Source organism: Microbacterium sp. (assembly GCF_039812165.1).
In the GTDB taxonomy this organism is placed as follows: domain Bacteria; phylum Actinomycetota; class Actinomycetes; order Actinomycetales; family Microbacteriaceae; genus Microbacterium.
Genome location: NZ_JBDIAB010000043.1, coordinates 1 through 17,437 on the forward strand (window position 1 = coordinate 1; position 17,437 = coordinate 17,437).

Sequence of the window (17,437 nt, forward strand, 5' to 3'; positions counted from 1 at the left end):
AGCACCGGGTTCACGAGCGCCCCGCCGCGCGTCTCGGCCCCGGCGCGCGTGCCCGTGCCCGCGGTCTAGCTCGACGCCTGCGCCCCGGTGCACGTCACGATCCGATTGCCATCGCGGGGGCCTCTTGACGCTCCCGCGATGCCGGTCGTAGCGTCGGCGCTGTGACCACCACGCCCATCGACCTCTCCCGCGGCGACGGCAAGGGGCTCGCGACCGGCACGCTGGGGCTGTTCGGTTCGACCGTGATCGGGCTGGCCTCCACCGCGCCGGTGTACTCTCTCGTCGCGACGCTCGGCTGGGTCGTGCTGGCCGTCGGCGCGCAGGCGCCCATCGCGTTCGTGATCGCCTTCGTCCCCATGCTGTTCATCGCGTTCGCCTACCGCGAGCTCAACAACGAGGTGCCCGACTGCGGCACGACGTTCACGTGGGGCACGAAGGCGTTCGGACCGTGGGTCGGCTGGATGGGCGGCTGGGGCGTGGCCGTCGCCGGCATGGTCGTGCTCGCCAACCTCTCGCAGATCGCCGGCATCTACTTCTGGTCGCTGTTCGGAGACGGGTCGCTGGCCGACAACGTGCCGCTCGTGACCGCGACCGGCGTGATCTTCATCGCCGCGATGACCTGGATCAGCTGGCGCGGCGTCGAGATCGGCGAACGCATCCAGAACATCCTCCTCGGCATCCAGTACCTGGCGCTCGCGATCTTCGTGATCGCCGCGCTGTGGCAGTTCTTCAGCGGCTCGGCCCCGCATCCGACGGAATTCGACTGGAACTGGCTCAACCCGTTCGCCTTCACGAGCTGGACCGGGTTCACCCAGGCCGTGCTGCTCGCCCTGTTCATCTACTGGGGCTGGGACACGTGCCTCGCCCTCAACGAGGAGACGAAGGACCCCAAGCGCATCCCGGGGCGGGCGGCGCTGCTGACGACCGTGATCCTGCTGGTCACCTACGTCGGGGTCACGATCGCCGCCATGATGTACGCCGGGCTCGGCGAGGAGGGAGTCGGGCTCGGCAACGAGGCCAACGCCGACGACTTCTTCCTCGCCGTGAAGGACGGGCTCCTCGGCCCCTTCGGCTGGTTCCTCATGATCGCCGTGCTCATCTCGGCGGTGTCGTCGACGCAGACCACGATCCTGCCCACCGCGCGCGGCACCCTCTCGATGGGCGTCTACCGTGCGCTGCCGGAGCGCTTCAAGCACGTGCACCCGAGGTACAAGACGCCGTCGTTCTCGACGCTCGTCATGGGCATCGTCGCGAGCGTCTACTACATCGGCATGACGCTCATCAGCGACAACATCCTGCAGGACTCGATCCTCTCGCTCGGGCTCGCGATCGCCTTCTACTACGCGATCACCGGCTACGCGTGCGTGTGGTACTTCCGTCGTGACCTGTTCCGGTCGGGTCGCGAGTTCCTCTACAAGGGCCTGCTGCCGATCCTGGGCGCGCTCATGCTCACGTACGCGTTCGTGCAGTCGGCGATCGACATGTGGTCGACGGACTACGGCAACACCGTGCTGCTCGGCATCGGCGGCACGTTCGTCGTCGGCATCGGCGCGCTCCTGATCGGCGTCGTGCTGATGTTCGTGTGGTTCCTCTTCCCGCGGTCGAAGCGGTTCTTCCGCGGCGAGAGCCTCAACCGCGACACCCCGGTGCTCGTGCCGGACGAGCCCGGCGACTACGGCCGCTCGGTCGACGGCGGCGCGCTCTGACCCGAGGGCTCAGGCCAGCACGTCGGCCAGGGAGACGAGCGGCAGGTCGTGCGCCGCGGCGACGCCCGGGTTCACGACCGCGCCGCCCGCGGTGTTCAGGCCCAGCGCGAGCGCGGGGTCGGCACGGAGCGCGTCGCGCCAGCCCCGTCGCGCGATCTGCCGCACGTACGGCGCCGTGGCGTTCGTGAGCGCCGAGGTGGAGGTGTTCGGCACGGCGCCCGGCATGTTGGCGACGCAGTAGAGCACGCTGCCGTGCACCGTGAAGGTCGGGTCGGCGTGCGTGGTCGGGTGCGTGTCCTCGAAGCAGCCGCCCTGGTCGACGGCGATGTCGACCAGCACCGAGCCGGGTCGCATGCGACGGACCATGTCGTTCGTGACGAGCTTGGGCGCCTTGGCGCCCGGGATCAGCACCGACCCGATCACGAGGTCGCTCGCGACGACCGCGCGGTCGAGATCGAGGGGGTTGGATGCCGCGGTCTTGACGCGACCCTGGAAGTGGTCGTCGAGCATCCGCAGCCGCTGGATGTTGGTGTCGAAGATCGTGACGTCCGCGCCCAGGCCCGCCGCGATGACGGCCGCGTTGGCCCCCGCGACGCCGCCGCCGATGATCGTGACCGTCGCCGGCCGCGTGCCGGGGACGCCCGACATGAGCAGCCCCAGGCCGCCGGCCGAGCGCATGAGGGTCGACGCGCCCACGAGCGGCGCCAGGCGGCCGGCCACCTCGCTCATCGGGGCCAGGAGCGGCAGGCCGCCGCCCGGCGCCTGCACCGTCTCGTACGCGATCGCGGTCACCCCGTCGGCCACGAGGCGCTCGGTGAGCGGCCGGTCCGCGGCGAGGTGCAGGTAGGTGAACAGCACGAGGTCGTCGCGGAAGAAGCCGTACTCGGCGGCGATCGGCTCCTTGACCTTCAGCAGCAGCTCGGCGCGGCCCCACACGTCGGCGGCGTCGTCGAGGAGCGTCGCGCCCGCCTCCTCGTACTCGGCGTCGGTCATCGAGGACCCGGCGCCGGCGCCGCGCTGCACGAAGACCTCATGGCCCGCCACGGCGAGGTCGTGCACACCCGACGGGGTCAGTGCGACCCGGTACTCGTTGTTCTTGATCTCCGTGGGGACGCTGATCCTCATGGCCGATTCCTCTCTGCGCTCCGGGTGGGAGCGGCTATACCGTGGGGCGGATCACCCCGACCTTCTGCCCGCCGCCGGATACGGTCAGCGGGAGCTCTGCGATGACGCGGGCCACCTGCGGGGCCGGCAGGGCGCCCGCCTGCGTGAGGAGGGCCAGCGCGGTCACGGCGGCGGCGCGGCCGCTGCCGTCGAGCATCTTGAGCGCCACGGCGGTGCCGTCCGGGGCGACCATGACGCACACGCCCTCGGCGCCGCTCTTGGCGAACACCCCGAGCTTCTCGGCGGCGATCGTGTCCGGCATCCCGGGTCCCTGGATCGTCCACGGGTGCTCGCGCACGGCGCGCACGAGCGCACCCGCGGCGCGGTGCAGCGCGAACGGCGAGCGCTCCGACGACGTGCCGACGCGCTGGATCGCGCGGGCGAGACCCGACAGGCTCATCGCGTACACCGGCGCGCCGCAGCCGTCGACGGCGGTCGCGACCGCCCTGCTGCCGGTGAGGCGCTCGACGAGGTCGCGGATGTGCGCCTGCAGCGGATGGGCGGGATCGAGGTAGGTCGCGGTGTCCCACCCGTTCGTGCGGCACGTCAGGAGCATGGCCGCGTGCTTGCCGGAGCAGTTCATGTACACGCGCTCGGGGCCGAGGAGCTCCCGCTTCAACCCGTCGCGCGTGGGGCCGTCCTCGGGCCATGCGGCGGGGCAGGCGAGCGCCGACTCGTCGAGGCCGGCGGCCTCGAGGATGTCGCGGACCACCGTGACGTGCCGCTCGGTGCCCGAGTGGCTCGCCGTCGCCAGGCCCAGACGCTCGCCGTCGAGCGCCGCGCCCGCGGTGAGGCACGCCAATGCCTGCATCGGCTTCATGCTCGAGCGCGGCAGGACGGGCTGCTCGACGTCGCCGAGGGCGCGCGCGGTCGTCCCGTCGGGGGCGAGGACGATCGCCGTGCCCGCGTGCCGGGACTCGATGAAGCCGCTGCGCTCGACGACGGCCAGCTCGACGGCCGCCGCGACGGGGAAGGTCTGGCTCACCCCGCCAGCCTATCGCCGGGCGGCCGTGGCAGACTGTGGCCCATGCTGGGTGAGCACCGCTACGCGGTCCGTGCGACGTGGACCGGCGATCGAGGCACGGGGACGAGCGGCTACCGCGACTACGACCGCGCCGTGACGCTGGAGATCGACGGCAAACCCGCGCTCGCGGCATCCGCCGACCGGCCCTTCCGCGGCGACCCCGCCAAGTGGAACCCGGAGGACCTGCTCGTCGCGGCGCTGTCGCAGTGCCACCTGCTGTCGTACCTGCACGCGTGCGTCACGGCCGGGGTGGTCGTGGTCGGCTACGCCGACGAGGCCACCGGGGTCATGGTCGAGGACGGCCGCGGGGGAGCGGCCTTCCGCGAGGTGGTGCTGCATCCGCACGTCGTGGTGGCCGACGCGGCGATGGTCGATGCCGCGACCGCCGCGCACGCGCAGGCGCACGAGTGGTGCTTCATCGCCAACTCGGTGAACTTCCCGGTGCGGCACGAGCCGACGATCGAGGTGGCGTAGCTCAGCGTCGCTCGTGGGGGAGCACCTGGCGCAGCCGGTCGACCGGGTTCTGCGCGGGCACCTCGTTGAACGCGTTCGCGAGCTCCTGGCCCGACAGCGCGTGGATGGCCGCCATGATCTCGTCGGTGGCCAGGCGCCGCGCCTTGCCGGAGGAGGCGGGACCGTGCTTGGAGACGTCGATCGGCTCGCCGTAGCGGATCGTCATGCGCGGCTGCCGGCGCGGCCACTTGGCGCCCACCGGCATGGCCTCGTTCGTGCCGATGAGTCCCACCGGCACGACCTTGGCGCCGGACTCGAGCGCGAGGAAGGCGACGCCGGTGCGACCCTTGTACAGGCGGCCGTCGAGCGAGCGGGTGCCCTCCGGGTACAGCGCGATGGCCCGGCCGGAGGCGAGGATGCGGCGCTGCTGGTCGAGCGCGTCGAGCGCGGCCTGCCCGGCGCCGCGGCGGACGGGCGTCGCGCCGATCGCGGTGAAGAACTGGCGGCTGAACCAGCCCTTGACGCCCTTGCCCTCGAAGTACGCGGCCTTGGCGAGGAAGTACACCGGGCGGGGCGCGAACATCGGGATCACGAACGAGTCGATGAACGAGAGATGGTTGCTCGCCAGGATGATCGGACCCTTGCGCGGCATGTGCTGCCGGCCCTCGATGCGGGGCCGGTAGATCATGCGGACGAGGAGCCCCCCGAGATAGCGGCCGACGAAGTAGGTGAGACCGACGCCGGCGATCTCCTCCGCCTCGGCCGGGTCGGGAGACGCCGCGTCGGGTGCGGGCGTCTGCTGAGCGGTCATCCCCACGAGGGTACTCCCGATTCCATTCCTCCGTCGGCATGGATTTCGTTCCCAGCCAGGACAGAAGAATCTACGCAAGGATGAGACGTCCCTTTCCCCCTCCGTGAGGACCCCCTGTGCGCCTGCGTCCGTTCGCCGCTCTGTCCGTCGTCGCCGTCTCGGCCGTCCTGCTCGCCGGCTGCGCCGGCTCGGACGGCTCCGCCGACCCCTCCCCGAGCGCGTCCGGCGCCGCCGATCTGTGCGACGCGGCGGCCGACCCGGGCGCCGCGACGGACGCGGTGAAGGTGACCGGCGACGTGGGCTCGGCGTCCACCGCCACGTTCACGGCTCCGCTGGAGGTCGACGAGGTGCAGGCGACGGTGGTCGCCGAGGGCTCCGGCGACCGGGCGAAGTCGGGCGACCTCGTCGCCTACGCGCTGAGCGCGTTCGACGCCAAGACCGGCGAGCAGCTCTCCGACACCCCGGTCGGCTATGAGCCCGGCCAGCTGCTGCCGCAGCAGATCACGGCCGAGAGCCCGTTGGGCAGCATCCTCGGCTGCGGCGCACCCGGCGAGCGCGTCGTCGCGGCCTTCCCGGCGAGCGAGCAGATCGGCGCCCAGGTCTACATCGTCGACCTCCTCGACATCGTGCCGAACAAGGCGTGGGGCGAGAAGCGCGACCCCGTCGACGGGATGCCGAAGGTCGAGGTCGCCGACGACGGCACGCCCACGATCACGATCCCCCAGGGCGACGCGCCCACCGAGACCGCGCTCGCGACGCTCCGGCAGGGCGACGGCATCACCGTCGAGTCGGGCGACCAGGTGCTCGTGCAGTACAAGGGCGTGCGCTGGTCGAGCGGCGAGGAGTTCGACTCGACGTGGGCGAAGGGCGGCACGCCGACCACGTTCGCGACGACCGGCGTCGTCGCCGGGTTCCAGCGCGCGCTCGAGGGCGCCCAGGTCGGCTCGCAGGTGCTCGTCGTGATCCCGCCGAAGGACGGCTACGGCGAGGGCGAGGTCAACAAGGACGACCTCAAGGGCGAGACGCTCGTGTTCGTCGTGGACATCCTCGGCACCCAGCACCCGCGCACCCAGTGACGCGGGCCGCGCTGCCTCTAAGCTGACGGGCATGCGGCGCGTCCTGATCCTCGGCTCCACCGGCTCGATCGGCACCCAGGCGCTCGACGTCATCCGCGCCAACCCGCGCCGCTTCGAGGTGGTCGGGCTCGCGGCGGGCACCGATCGCGCACAGCTGGAGGCGCAGGCCGCCGAGTTCCAGGTCGACGACACCGCGCTCGGCGCGGTCGCGGCGGAGCAGCTCGTGCGCGACGTGGAGTGCGACGTCGTCCTCAACGGCATCACCGGCTCGGTGGGCCTCGGGCCGACGCTCGCGGCGCTCGAGACCGGACGCACGCTCGCGCTCGCCAACAAGGAGTCGCTCATCGTCGGCGGCGACCTCGTCACGGCGTTCGCGGCGCCCGGCCAGATCGTGCCGGTCGACTCGGAGCACTCCGCGATCGCGCAGGCGCTGCGCTCCGGCGCGCGCGGCGAGGTGCGCCGGCTCGTGTTGACGGCATCCGGCGGCCCGTTCCGTGGACGCACCCGCGAGAGCCTCGCGGCGGTGACGCCGGCAGAGGCGCTCGCGCACCCCACGTGGGACATGGGGCGCATGGTCACGACCAACTCGGCCACGCTCGTCAACAAGGGTCTCGAGGTCATCGAGGCGCACCTGCTGTTCCAGGTCGACTACGCCGACATCGACGTGGTCGTGCACCCGCAGTCGATCGTGCACTCCATGGTCGAGTTCGTGGACGGCTCGACGATCGCGCAGGCCTCACCGCCCGACATGCGGCTGCCGATCTCGCTCGGGCTGGACTGGCCGCACCGGGTGTCGGGCGTCGGACGGCCGCTGGACTGGACGACGGCGACCGCGTGGACGTTCGAGCCGCTCGACCACGCGGCGTTCCCGTCCGTGCGGCTCGCCAAGCGCGTGGGCCGCGCCGGCGGCACCTATCCGGCGGTGTTCAACGCCGCCAACGAGCAGGCCGTCGACGCGTTCCACGCCGGCGCGCTCTCGTTCCCGGGCATCGTCGACGTGATCGAGCGCGTCGTCGACGCGCACGACCCGCCGCCCGCGCTCACCCGCGAGTCGCTCGCCGAGGCCGAGACGCGGGCGCGGGATGCCGCCGACCGCGCGATCGCGGCGGCATCCGCCTGATCGGTCGTCGGGCCGGTCAGCTCCAGGCGCGCGTCGGGTCGGACAGCGGGGTCTCGTCGGGCGGGTACGGCACCGGCCAACTCGGCGCGGGGACCGGCCAGCCCGCGTCGCGCAGCGCGCGGCGGGCGAGCTCGCGCGCCGAGTAGCGGGTGCGGACGCCGCGGATGTCGCGGTAGTCCTGGTGCCCGGGGCCGGCCCACAGGATCGCGTCGCCGTCGCCGACGAGGGCCACGGCCTCGCGGATGGCGCGCTCCGGCGGCGAGTGCTCGTGGATCTCGGCATCCGGCCGCGCGGCCCTCGCCCCCGCGACGAGCGTCGCGCGGATCGCGTCGGGGTCCTCGAAGCGCGGATGGTGATCGGTGACCACGAGCACGTCGCTGCCGTGCACCGCGGTGCGGGCCATGTCGTACCGCTTGGTGGCGTCGCGGTCGCCGTCGGCGCCGAACAGCATGAGCACGCGCCCCGGCGTCACGCGGCGCACGGCGGCGAGCGTCTTCTCGAACGCGTCGGGGGAGTGCCCGAAGTCGACGTAGACGGCCGGACCCCGCTCGCCCGACACGCGCTGCGTGCGGCCGGGCAGCCGCACGTCGATGCGGCCGCCGTCGAGGGCGGCGGCGAGCCGGTCCCACGCGTAGCCGCCCTCGTGCAGCATGACGATCGCGAGGCCCGCGTTGGCCGCCATGTGGCGCCCGATGACGGGGACGGTCGTCGACAGCGTGTGACCGTCGGGGCCCGTGAGCGTGAACGCGGTGCCGTCGGAACGCTCCGCGACGATCTCGACGGTCCAGTCCGCGGCCGTGGGCTCGGCCGCGACGGCGGGCGTCACGATCGTCGTCACCGGCACGCCGGCGCGCCGGGCGAACAGCGTCCCGGGCGCCGAGTCGAGGCTCACGACCCCGCGCCGGGCCGAGTCGGGCTGGAACAGTGCGAGCTTGGCCTCGAGGTACTCGTCCATGTCGGCGTAGTCGTCGAGGTGGTCGTGGGTGAGGTTGGTGAAGCCGGCGACGTCGAAGCGGATGCCGTCGACGCGATGCCGTGACAGCCCCTGGGCGCTGACCTCGGCGGCGACCGCTTCGACGCCGCGCTCGCGCATGAGGGCGAGCAGGCCGTGGAACTCCGAGGCCTCGGGCGTCGTCAGCCGCGACACGACGACCTCGCCGGCGATGTGCCGCTCGGCGGTCGAGGAGAGCCCCGTGACCACGCCGAGCTGGGTCAGGATGCCGTCGAGCAGATGCGTGACGCTCGTCTTGCCGTTCGTGCCCGTGGTGGCGAACAGGAGGGGCAGGTCGCTGTCGGTGCGGTAGGTCCACGCCGACAGGGCGCCGAGCGCGCTGCGCGGGTCGTCGACGACGAGCACGGGGACGCCGGCGTCTGCCGCGAGCTCCGCGCCCGCCGGGTCGGTGACGATCGCGATCGCCCCGGTGTCGGCGGCGCCGCTCGCGAACTCGGCGCCGTGCCGGTTGCGTCCGGGCAGCGCGACGAACACGTCGCCGGCGTGGAGGTCGGTCGTCGAGACGGTCACGCCCGACACGACCCGGTCGGCGGGGTCGCCGACGACACGCCGGGCGAACCGTCCGGCGAGCTCGGAGAGCGGGCGCGCCGGCGGGTCGGCCGGTCGGAGGACAGGCGGAAGATTGTTGACAGCTTCGGGCAGCATGTGCGGCCATCGTCCCTCCCGAACCTGGGAGAAGTCGATGATCGCGCTTGGCGGCGCCGGAGCCCGCGGCGTCGACGGACTCCTGCGACGGCGCCGCACCCGGGTCGTGCAGGCCGCCGTCGCAGGAGTCCGCGGTCGTGCTCCCGCGGGAGCGCGCGCCTCAGGCGCGCCGGCGGCGCAGGGTCAGGACGACCGCCGCGAGGGCGGCGACGAGGGCCGCGCCGGCGAGCCAGCGCGCCACCGGGTCGGCCGTGTCGGCGGCCGTCGTGGCGGTCGCGTGCTCCCCGGTGGAGCCGTCGGCGACGGCATCCCCGTGCCCGTCGGCCGAGCCGTGCCCCTCCTCGCCGGCGGCGACCGCGCCGACCGTGACGACGGGGGCCGGCGCGTCGAGGGCGTGCGGGTCCTGGCCCTCGGCGGCGACCTCGGACCATGCGGTCTCGCCCTCGGCGCACTGCTGCAGCACGGGGAACGCCACGGTCGTGTCGGCGGCCGACTGCGGGAAGGCGACGACGAGGCCCGCCGAGGCGCTCACGCCGTCGTCGATCGGCCGGACGGCCGTGAACGTGACGCGGGTCGGGATGCCGTCGGCCCCGAGCTCGCGCGCGATCGTCCACGTGCCGTCGGCGACCGGCTGCACGGCATCCACCTCGGCGGGGATGTCGACGACGAGCGCGGTCGTGGGCGAGCCGTCGCAGCCGTGGCTGAACGAGAAGTCGAGCCGTGTGGAGGCGCCCGCGGGCGTGGCGTCGGGGGTGACGTGGACGTGGGCGGAGGCCGCGAGCGGGGCGCCCACGGCGAGGACGAGGCCGGCGGCGGCGCCGACGGCGAGGCGCGCACGACGGCGCGCAGGGGTGGAGGTGGTCATGTCTCTCTGCTTCGTTCGTGGCGGCGATCGGCCGCGAGGATGAGCGCGCACGTGGCGCGCGGTGAGGGTCAGCGGGCGAAGGCCGGCGGTCCCCGGAGAGAGAGCGTGGTGCGGCACAGCCGCGTGATCGGCGCGCGGTGTGCCGCGCGCGGCCGCAGGCGCGGGGCGCACGGGAGCGCGAGATGCGCGGGGACGGGCGTGAGCAGGCGCCGGATGCCGCGACCGAGCGCGCGCGCGAGGCGCTCGCCGTGCACGAGGAGCACGATCGTCACGGCCGCCGCGAGCGCGTGGGCGACGAGCATGGGTGCGTCGGCGACGTGCAGCCCGTGCAGGGCCGGGGCGAGGCCCGTCGCAGTGGCGCCCGCATGCGACATCGCCGGGGCGGTCGGGGCGACGCCCGTGACGGCGTGCGCGTGGCCGAGCGAGGCGTTCGGCACGACGGCATCCATGGCGCGCGCGCCGGTCCCGACGGCGGCGAACGCCGCGTGCAGCAGGGTCTGGCTGAGGATCACGATGGCCGCGGTGCGCCACGTCGAGAGCGCGCGTCCGGTGAGCCAGACGGCGAGAGGGGCGGCGAGGGCGGTCACCGCGAGGAGGAGCCACACGGGCGGCGCGCCGTCGCCGGCGAGCGTGTGCGCGGTCGCCGCAGTGGCGGTCGCGATCGCAGCGGCGAGGGAGCCGCGCGCCGCGCGCGCCCGCCGTCCTTCGCGCCTGACCGAGTGCACGCCCCGAGCCTACCGATCCGCGGCACAGCGGACTCAAAGCGCGGCGGAGTAGCGTCTCCCCTCGTGACCGTCCTCGCTTTCGCCATCGGCGTCGTCGTGCTCGTCGTGGGCCTGGCGATCTCGATCGCGCTCCACGAGATCGGCCACCTGTACCCGGCGAAGCGGTTCGGCGTGCGCGTCGGCCAGTACATGATCGGCTTCGGACCGACACTGTGGTCGCGGCGGATCGGCGAGACCGAGTACGGCTTCAAGCTGCTGCCGCTGGGCGGCTACATCTCGATGGCGGGCATGTATCCGCCCTCGCCGACCAAGAGCGGCGGCGGGCGCGCCGGCGGCGGGTTCTTCGCCACGATGGTCCAGGACGCCCGCGTCGCCAACGACGAGACGCTCGCCGGCGCGGAGCGCGGACACGCCTTCTACGAACTGCCGGTCCTCAAGCGGGTCGTCATCATGCTCGGCGGGCCGGTCATGAACCTGCTGCTGGCGATCGCGCTGTTCGCGATCATGTTCAGCGGCATCGGCATCCAGACCGCGACGACCACGGTGGCGGCCGTGAGCGAGTGCGTGCTGCCCGGCGACGCGTCGCGCACCGCGTGCGAGGCGACCGACCCGCCGTCGCCGGCCGCGGCCGCCGGCATCCTGCCCGGCGACGTCCTGATCGCGGTCGACGGGACGCCGGTGCACACGTTCGCCGAGGCGTCCGCGATCGTCCAGGCCTCGCCGGGCGTGACGCTCGCGGTGACCGTCGAGCGCGACGGCGCCGAGCAGGAGCTTCGCGTGACGCCGATCCGTGCCGAGCGCGAGATCCTCGGCTCCGACGGGCGGCCGACGACGGCCGAGGTCGGGTTCGTCGGCATGACGAGCGCGGTCGACTTCGTGCGCCAGCCGATCTGGAGCGGCCCGGAGGCCGCGATCCAGTACGTGGGCCAGGTCGCCGGGATCGTGTGGCAGCTGCCGGTGAAGGTCTACGAGACCGCGGCGGACCTCGTCACCGGCGCGGAGCGCGACCCGGACGGACCGCTCTCGGTGGTCGGCGCGGGACGGCTGGCCGGCGAGGTCGCGGCGGTCGACGCGCCGATCCTCAATCGCGTGTCCGCGATGCTGGGCCTCCTCGGCTCGCTGAACATCGCGCTGTTCGTCTTCAACCTCATCCCGCTGCTGCCGCTCGACGGCGGCCACGTCGTCATCGCGCTGTGGGAGGGGCTGCGCCGCGCGTGGGCGCGTATGACCCGCCGGCCGCCGCCCCCGCCGGTCGACGCGACCAAGCTCGTGCCGGTGACCTTCGTGGTCGTCGTGGCCCTCATCGTGATGGGCGCGGTCTTGATCCTCGCCGACGTCTTCAACCCGATCTCGGTGCTCGGGTAGCCTGCGCGGGAGCTACGCGAGCGCGTGCGACACGAGACGCTCGAGCGTCTCGAGGCCGTCGCGCGACAGGATCGACTCCAGGTGTCCCTGCACCGACGCGTAGCCGGGGCCGCGCAGCGCGTACACGTCGCCGCTGATCGGGTCGGCCGAGACCTCGGTCTCGCCCACGCGATCGGTGCCGGCGGGCACGCGCGCCGTGAACGTGTTGTAGAAGCCGATCGAGGCCGGCCGGCCGAACACGTCCACCGACTTCTGCAGGCCCTGGTGGGGAGCTGCGAGCGGCGCGAGCCCGATGCCCAGCCGGTCGGCGAGGATCTGGTGGCTCAGGCACACCGCCAGGAGCGGCGCGCCCGCCTCCAGCCGCGTGCCGACCACCTCGCGCATGCGGATCATGCGCGCGCTGTCCGGGTCGCGCGGATCGCCGGGCCCGGGGCCCGACACCACGAGGTCCGCACCGCGCAGCGCGTCGTCGCCGACCTCGTTCCACGGCGCGATCGCCACGGCGAAGCCGAGGTGGCGGAGCTGATGCGCGAGCATGGTCGTGAAGCGGTCCTCGGCGTCGACCACGAGCGCGGACCGTCCGGTGAACGGGCCGTCGACGGCGGCGACGGAGTCCTGCGGGTTCAGCCAGAACGACGCGAGCCGCGCGTTGCGCGAGGCCAGCAGCTCCGCGATGGCGGGGTCGTCGGCGAGTCGGCGCGGCCGCGCGGCCGGCGCGTCCTCGTCGTCGACGGATGCCGCGTCGTCGCGCTCGACGGCCCCGATCGCGCCGAGCACGCCCGCGGCCTTGCCGTGGGTCTCGCCGACCTCGCCGTACGGGTCGGAGTGGCGCACGAGCGTCGCGCCCACCGGCACCCGCAGCCGGCCGTCCTCGAGATAGGCGGTGCGGATGAGGATCGGGGCGTCGAGGTCGTGCGTGGGCTCGCCGGCGGCGGTCTCGGCGCGCGGCGTGAACAGCGCGGCGACACCCGAGTAGTAGCCGCGCGGGGCGCGCTCGTAGCGCGTGATGACGGTGCACGCGTTCTGCATGGGGGAGCCGGTCACGGTCGGCGCGAACATCGTCTCGCGCAGGATGTCGCGCGGGTCGAGCCGGCTGCGCCCGCGCAACACGTACTCGGTGTGGGTGAGCCGCGACATCTCCTTCAGATGGGGACCGGTGATGCGGCCGCCGTCGCTGCACACCGCCGACATCATCTTGAGCTCCTCGTCGACGACCATGAAGAGCTCCTCGGTCTCCTTGGTCGACTCCAGGAACTCGGTGAGCGCCGCCGCGGTCGCCCCGCCGTGCGGGTGGCGGAACGTGCCCGAGATCGGGTTCATCGTGACGACGCCGTCCTCGGCGGAGACGTGGGCCTCGGGGCTCGCGCCGACGGCGACGTGACCGGGCGTCACGACGAGGAACGTCCAGTACGCCCCGCGCTCGTGCTCCAGGAGCGCGCGGAACCACGTGAGACCGGCAGTCCGCGCGTCGGTGTCGACGGATGCCGTGAAGTCGCGGCGGATGACGAAGTTGGCGCCCTCGCCGCGGCCGATCTCGTCGGCGATGACGCGGCGCACGATCTCGGCGTACTCCTCGTCGGGGAGGTCGAAGCCGGCCTCCGCGAGCGGCACCGGGTCGGCGGGGAGCTGCGCGAGCGCGTCCTCCAGCGGAAGGCTGCGGTGCTCGTCGACGACGAGGCAGCGCAGCGGTGCGCCGTCGTCGTGGCAGTCGAAGCCGCGCTCGACGACCTGCCGGAACGGCACCAGCGCGAGCACCTCGCGGGCGTGGCCGTCGGTCGAAGCCAGCGGGATGTCGGCCAGCAGCGGCACGTCGACGACCTCGCCGGTGAGCACCTCCACCGTCGCGCCGTCGCGGCAGAGGAGGGCGAAGGGCGCCCGCGGGTCGAGGTCGAACGGGGCGGAGGCGGTCATCGTCGTTCTTTCGTCGTGGGGGCGGATCGCCCTACGAACAAGACCGCCGAGGCCTATGGCGCAGGGCGGTCTGGGTCAGTGCGTGTGCGAACGCGCGCGAAGGGGCCGCCTAGGAGGCGGGCCACCAGGTGCGGTTCGCGGACATGCGGCGAACCTACCACACCGGACGCGGTGCGGAAGGTCGCGCACGTTCAGGGCTGCCCCAGCGGCACCGGCGTAGGCTGGACGCCGTGCCAGCAGTCAATCTCGGGATGCCCGCCGTGCCCGACGTGCTCGCCCCGCGCCGCAAGAGTCGCCAGATCAAGGTCGGCAAGGTGCTCGTCGGCGGCAGCGCCCCGGTGAGCGTGCAGTCGATGACGACGACGCCGACGACCAACATCAACGCGACGCTGCAGCAGATCGCGGAGCTGACGGCATCCGGCTGCGAGATCGTGCGGGTCGCGGTGCCGTCGCAGGACGACGCCGACGTGCTGCACATCATCGCCGCGAAGAGCCAGATCCCGGTGATCGCCGACATCCACTTCCAGCCGAAGTATGTGTTCCAGGCCATCGACGCCGGGTGCGCGGCGGTGCGCGTGAACCCGGGCAACATCCGCAAGTTCGACGACCAGGTCGGCGCGATCGCGGCCGCGGCCAAGGCCGCCGGCGTGTCGCTGCGGATCGGCGTCAACGCCGGGTCGCTCGACCGGCGACTGCTGGAGAAGTACGGCAAGGCGACGCCCGAGGCGCTGTGCGAGAGCGCGGTCTGGGAGGCGTCGCTGTTCGAGGAGCACGACTTCCACGACTTCAAGATCTCGGTCAAGCACAATGACCCGATCGTGATGGTGAAGGCCTACCGCCTGCTCGCCGAGCGCGGCGACTGGCCGCTGCACCTCGGCGTCACCGAGGCGGGGCCCGCGTTCCAGGGGACGATCAAGAGCGCCACCGCGTTCGGCATCCTGCTCGCGGAGGGGATCGGCGACACGATCCGCGTCTCGCTGTCGGCGCCGCCGGCCGAGGAGGTCAAGGTCGGGCACCAGATCCTGCAGTCGCTCAACCTGCGCGAGCGCAAGCTCGAGATCGTGTCGTGCCCGTCGTGCGGGCGCGCGCAGGTCGACGTCTACACGCTCGCCGACTCGGTCACCGAGGGACTCAAGGACATGACCGTGCCCCTGCGCGTGGCGGTCATGGGCTGCGTCGTCAACGGCCCGGGCGAGGCGCGCGAGGCGGATCTCGGCGTGGCGTCCGGCAACGGCAAGGGTCAGATCTTCGTGAAGGGCGAGGTCATCAAGACCGTGCCCGAGGCCGAGATCGTCGCGACCCTGATCGAGGAGGCGAACCGCATCGCCGACGAGATGGGTCCGGGCGCCCCGGTCGGGACGGCGCAGGTCGTCACCGCCTGACCACCCGTCCGACGCGGTCCGCGCGCCGCGGCGCGGCCCACCCGGGGGATTAGGCCCGGTACGAGATCGGGGCTAACAGGGACGATGTGCGGCGAGTGCGCCGTCACCCGATTCCGGTCTGCGCCACAATCGACACATGGTGCGCCGTGGCTGATGGGGAGCCGTTTCGCGAGGGGCTCGACCCCGTGGCCGTCGCCGGTATCGTGGACCGGCCACGGCTGTACGACGTGCTCGACTCGCCGCTGGTCCGCATGTGCGTCGTGCAGGGCCCGACGGGGAGCGGCAAGACGACCCTGGTGCGCAGCTGGGTGCTGCGGCGCCCGCGCCCCGGCGCGACCGTGTGGGTGCCGCTCGGTCCCGGCGTGTCCAGCCGCCACCTGTTCTGGCAGCACGTCGCGATCACGGCCGCGCGGCTGGGCGACCTGCCGCCCGAAGCGGCGGCGGCGGTGCGCGAGCAGCTGAGCGTCGCCGTCGACCCGGTGCGCATCGCCAGCCGGCTCCTGCGCGACGCGGGACCGGTGCTGCTGATCCTGGACGCCTACGAGCATCTCGGCGACGCGATTCCCGAGGTCGACGCCGACATCGCGCACCTCCTCGGGGTGGCCCCCGAGCTGAGCGTGCTCGTCACGACGCGCGTGGTCACCGCGCTCGCCGACCTGCGAGTGCCCGACGGCAGCCTCGTGCGCGTGATCACGCTCCGCGAGCTCGCGCTGACCCCCGAGGAGGTCGGCGAGCTGATCGCGCAGGAGACCGGCATGGTCGGCGATCGACTCGCCCGGTCGGTCGTGAGCGCGACGCACGGCTTCGCCCTCACGGTGCGCGCGGTCGTGCTCGCGCTGTCGCAGCTGGGCAGCATCCCGCACCTCGACTCGGTCGAGTGGGATGCCGTCGTCGCGGCGCGCCTGGAATCGCTCCTGCCCGGTCCGGAGGCCATCGGGTTCGTCACCGACACGAGCGTGCCGCCCTACGTCGACCTCGAGCTCGCCCAGTCGCTGAGCGGCGACACGGACGCGGCCGGGATGCTCGACATGCTCGAGCGCAACGGCTTCGGGCGCTGGATCCCGTACGCCCGGGGGCGTCCCGTCTTCCAGTACGTCGAGACCATCCGCGACACGTTCCGCGCCCGCGCCACCGACGACGCGGAGCGGTTCCGCCGATCCTGCCTGCAGACGGCGTTCTGGCTGTTCGCCAACGACGACATCGACCAGGCGCTGCGGTTCGCGATCGACGGCGGCGACTATGCGCTGGCCGACCGCGTGTTCGTGCAGCTGGTCATCGGCAACCCCGACAGCTACATCACCGACCGGTTCCTCGCGACCCTGCGCGACGTGCCCGAGGAGGCGCTGTCGGAGTATCCGATGCTCGCGTTCGGGCTGGGCCTCGCGCTCGCCTCCAATCCGCTGCTGCGTCACGAGGCGCCGCGCGTGTACCGCATCGCCTACGAGTCGCAGGCGTACCCCGCCTACGTCGAGCCCGCCGTCGACGCGTTCTCGCACGCGAGCATGCGCGCGATCTCGCGCCGATGCGCGTTCCGGTTCCGCGAATCGGCCGCGGCGAGCCAGGAGTGCCTGCGCATGCTCGACGACATGTCGCCGGAGCTCCTCGGCACGTTCGGAGAGCACCTCGGCACGATCGTGCGCCAGCTCGCCTACTCCCTCTGGCAGGGCGGGCTCACCGGCGAGGCCGACCGGGCGATCGGGCGATCGGTGACGCTGTGCACGAGCGCCGCGGCCCGGGACTACTCGCTCGTGTACGCCGCGGGCATCGCGGGCTTCGCCGGCGACATCGTGCGGGCGAAGGCCGTGCTGGCCTCGATCGACGCGCGGGCCTGGCCCGACGCGCTGCGCCGCACCTACATGAACGCCCCCGGCGTCATCGCCGAGGGATACGCGCGGCTCGACGCGCTGGACTTCGACGGCGTCCTCGAGGTGCTGGGCGAGTCCGAGTCCTACATGGCGACGGCCGAGTTCTGGCCGTTCCTGCGGGCGCTGGCCGTGTCGGCGCGGCACGGGCGCGGGCAGGCGCCCGCCGTCGCCGAGCTGGTCACGGCCGAGCTCGCCGGTCCCACACCGCCGGGCGTCGGCGACAACATCGCCACCGATCGGCTGTGCGCCGTGCTCGCGCAGGCGTGGATGGCCAGCGGCGATCGGCGCGCGGCGGCGCGCATGCTCGACGGCC

At 73.2% G+C, this 17,437-nt stretch carries 14 protein-coding genes; 7 read left to right on the plus strand and 7 right to left on the minus strand.

The window, feature by feature from the left end; translation table 11 throughout:
• The first annotated feature begins 161 nt into the window (after positions 1 to 161).
• Positions 162 to 1,706 carry an APC family permease gene (locus WML84_RS05660; RefSeq protein WP_347345168.1) on the plus strand — a complete coding sequence of 515 codons (1,545 nt, stop codon included), beginning with the start codon at positions 162 to 164 and terminating at the stop codon, positions 1,704 to 1,706.
• A 9-nt stretch (positions 1,707 to 1,715) separates the two neighbouring features.
• Here WML84_RS05660 and ald read toward each other — a convergent pair whose 3' ends face one another.
• Positions 1,716 to 2,831, minus strand: a complete 1,116-nt coding sequence (gene ald, locus WML84_RS05665) for an alanine dehydrogenase (protein WP_347345169.1) — start codon at positions 2,829 to 2,831, stop codon at positions 1,716 to 1,718.
• Between the two features lie 34 nt (positions 2,832 to 2,865).
• Positions 2,866 to 3,855: an asparaginase gene (locus tag WML84_RS05670; RefSeq protein ID WP_347345170.1), complete on the minus strand. Its 990-nt coding sequence runs from the start codon at positions 3,853 to 3,855 to the stop codon at positions 2,866 to 2,868.
• Positions 3,856 to 3,897: 42 nt separating this feature from the next.
• On the opposite strand from WML84_RS05670, the gene WML84_RS05675 reads away from it, so the two are divergent.
• Positions 3,898 to 4,368: an OsmC family protein gene (locus WML84_RS05675; RefSeq protein WP_347345171.1), complete on the plus strand. Its 471-nt coding sequence runs from the start codon at positions 3,898 to 3,900 to the stop codon at positions 4,366 to 4,368.
• A 1-nt stretch (position 4,369) separates the two neighbouring features.
• On the opposite strand, the gene WML84_RS05680 is transcribed toward WML84_RS05675, so the two are convergent.
• A complete protein-coding gene (locus tag WML84_RS05680; protein ID WP_347345172.1) occupies positions 4,370 to 5,158 on the minus strand; it encodes a lysophospholipid acyltransferase family protein in 789 nt (262 codons plus the stop codon).
• A 116-nt stretch (positions 5,159 to 5,274) separates the two neighbouring features.
• On the opposite strand from WML84_RS05680, the gene WML84_RS05685 reads away from it, so the two are divergent.
• On the plus strand, positions 5,275 to 6,234 hold the full coding sequence (locus tag WML84_RS05685; protein WP_347345173.1) for an FKBP-type peptidyl-prolyl cis-trans isomerase: 960 nt from the start codon (positions 5,275 to 5,277) through the stop codon (positions 6,232 to 6,234).
• Positions 6,235 to 6,265: 31 nt separating this feature from the next.
• Entirely contained in the window at positions 6,266 to 7,354 is a 1,089-nt protein-coding gene (gene dxr / locus WML84_RS05690) for a 1-deoxy-D-xylulose-5-phosphate reductoisomerase (RefSeq protein WP_347345174.1), read from the plus strand.
• Positions 7,355 to 7,370: 16 nt separating this feature from the next.
• Here the strand turns inward: dxr and WML84_RS05695 are convergent, their stop codons facing one another.
• The 3 genes from WML84_RS05695 to WML84_RS05705 form a co-directional block, all read right to left on the minus strand.
• Positions 7,371 to 9,011: a UDP-N-acetylmuramoyl-L-alanyl-D-glutamate--2,6-diaminopimelate ligase gene (locus WML84_RS05695; RefSeq protein WP_347345175.1), complete on the minus strand. Its 1,641-nt coding sequence runs from the start codon at positions 9,009 to 9,011 to the stop codon at positions 7,371 to 7,373.
• 160 nt (positions 9,012 to 9,171) lie between these two features.
• Positions 9,172 to 9,876 carry a DUF1775 domain-containing protein gene (locus WML84_RS05700; protein ID WP_347345176.1) on the minus strand — a complete coding sequence of 235 codons (705 nt, stop codon included), beginning with the start codon at positions 9,874 to 9,876 and terminating at the stop codon, positions 9,172 to 9,174.
• 68 nt (positions 9,877 to 9,944) lie between these two features.
• Positions 9,945 to 10,601 (minus strand): hypothetical protein, encoded by a 657-nt coding sequence (locus WML84_RS05705; RefSeq protein WP_347345177.1) that lies wholly within the window; start codon positions 10,599 to 10,601, stop codon positions 9,945 to 9,947.
• A 63-nt stretch (positions 10,602 to 10,664) separates the two neighbouring features.
• On the opposite strand from WML84_RS05705, the gene WML84_RS05710 reads away from it, so the two are divergent.
• Positions 10,665 to 11,966 carry a M50 family metallopeptidase gene (locus tag WML84_RS05710; protein WP_347345178.1) on the plus strand — a complete coding sequence of 434 codons (1,302 nt, stop codon included), beginning with the start codon at positions 10,665 to 10,667 and terminating at the stop codon, positions 11,964 to 11,966.
• 12 nt (positions 11,967 to 11,978) lie between these two features.
• Here the strand turns inward: WML84_RS05710 and WML84_RS05715 are convergent, their stop codons facing one another.
• Positions 11,979 to 13,877, minus strand: a complete 1,899-nt coding sequence (locus tag WML84_RS05715) for a chorismate-binding protein (protein ID WP_347345179.1) — start codon at positions 13,875 to 13,877, stop codon at positions 11,979 to 11,981.
• Positions 13,878 to 14,107: 230 nt separating this feature from the next.
• On the opposite strand from WML84_RS05715, the gene ispG reads away from it, so the two are divergent.
• Positions 14,108 to 15,259, plus strand: a complete 1,152-nt coding sequence (gene ispG, locus WML84_RS05720) for a flavodoxin-dependent (E)-4-hydroxy-3-methylbut-2-enyl-diphosphate synthase (RefSeq protein ID WP_347345180.1) — start codon at positions 14,108 to 14,110, stop codon at positions 15,257 to 15,259.
• A gap of 146 nt (positions 15,260 to 15,405) precedes the next feature.
• A partial coding sequence (locus tag WML84_RS05725) for an NACHT domain-containing protein (protein ID WP_347345181.1) occupies positions 15,406 to 17,437 on the plus strand: 2,032 nt, incomplete at its 3' end.

What these genes read in the sequence shown, in the direction of transcription:
- WML84_RS05680 (WP_347345172.1), bottom strand. Translation starts at nt 5,158, where the DNA reads ATGACCGCTCAGCAGACGCCCGCACCCGACGCGGCGTCTCCCGACCCG.
- WML84_RS05675 (WP_347345171.1), top strand. Translation starts at nt 3,898, where the DNA reads ATGCTGGGTGAGCACCGCTACGCGGTCCGTGCGACGTGGACCGGCGAT.
- WML84_RS05715 (WP_347345179.1), bottom strand. Translation starts at nt 13,877, where the DNA reads ATGACCGCCTCCGCCCCGTTCGACCTCGACCCGCGGGCGCCCTTCGCC.
- WML84_RS05695 (WP_347345175.1), bottom strand. Translation starts at nt 9,011, where the DNA reads ATGCTGCCCGAAGCTGTCAACAATCTTCCGCCTGTCCTCCGACCGGCC.
- ald (WP_347345169.1), bottom strand. Translation starts at nt 2,831, where the DNA reads ATGAGGATCAGCGTCCCCACGGAGATCAAGAACAACGAGTACCGGGTC.
- dxr (WP_347345174.1), top strand. Translation starts at nt 6,266, where the DNA reads ATGCGGCGCGTCCTGATCCTCGGCTCCACCGGCTCGATCGGCACCCAG.
- WML84_RS05700 (WP_347345176.1), bottom strand. Translation starts at nt 9,876, where the DNA reads ATGACCACCTCCACCCCTGCGCGCCGTCGTGCGCGCCTCGCCGTCGGC.